Here is an 857-nt window from a genome sequence, read left to right as displayed (position 1 = left end):
CCGTCGTGCCCCCTCGCCCAGGAGCCGACATGCTTCCCCGCCCGAACCGCCGGCACTTCCTCGCCCTCTCCGCTGGCCGCCGGTGTGGCCGCCGGCGCCGCCGCCACGACCGCACGGGCCGCCACCACTGCTTCCACCGCGACCGACCTGCCCCTCGCCGAAGAACCGCTCCTGCGGTACACCGGCCCGGCCACCGAGTGGCTGCGGGCGCTGCCGATCGGGAACGGACGGCTCGGCGCCATGGTGTTCGGCGGCGTGGAGAGCGAACGGCTCCAGCTGAACGAGGACACCGTCTGGGGCGGCGGCCCTTACGGCCCGGCCGCCCCGGACGGCCGGGCCAACCTGGCGGAGATCAGACGTCGGGTCTTCAACAACGAGTGGTCCGCCGCCCAGTCGCTGATCGACAGCCAGTTCATGGGGCCCCCCCGAGGCCAGATGCCCTACCAGACGGTGGGGAACCTGCGTCTGACGTTCCCCTCCGGCGGCACCGCCAGCGGATACCGCCGCGAGCTCGACCTCGCCACCGCCATCGCCCTGACCCGCTACACCCGCGACGGCGTCACCTACACCAGGGAGACCTTCGCCAGCGCTGCGGACCAGGTGATCGTGGTCCGGCTGACCGCGTCGACCACCGGCCGGATCTCGTTCTCGGCCACCTTCGACAGCCTGCGGGCCCGCGCCAACAACCAGTACGTGTGCGCCGACAACGGCGGTGCCGCCGCGCTCATCGCTCGTGGTTGTGGGCCAGCCAATGCTTGAGGAGGGGGGCGGTACGCCAGTAGCGGGGGTGGTCTCCGCGTAGGCCGCGGGTGTACGCCGTGGCCAGCGCCGCGGTCAGGTGCGGGTCCTCGGCGTAA

General features: G+C 72.8%; 1 protein-coding gene. It reads left to right on the top strand.

The window, feature by feature from the left end; all coding sequences use genetic code 11:
* Nucleotides 1–759, top strand: a 759-nt coding sequence (locus E1265_RS36585) for a glycoside hydrolase family 95 protein (RefSeq protein WP_243741399.1), incomplete at its 5' end; no start/stop codon positions are given.
* Nucleotides 760–857: the final 98 nt, after the last annotated feature.

Origin of the sequence: Streptomyces sp. 8K308 (assembly GCF_004348315.1) — a bacterium.
In the GTDB taxonomy this organism is placed as follows: domain Bacteria; phylum Actinomycetota; class Actinomycetes; order Streptomycetales; family Streptomycetaceae; genus Streptomyces.
The sequence above is the reverse complement of the archived record's forward strand: the minus strand, read 5'-3'. Positions and strand labels throughout refer to the sequence as shown.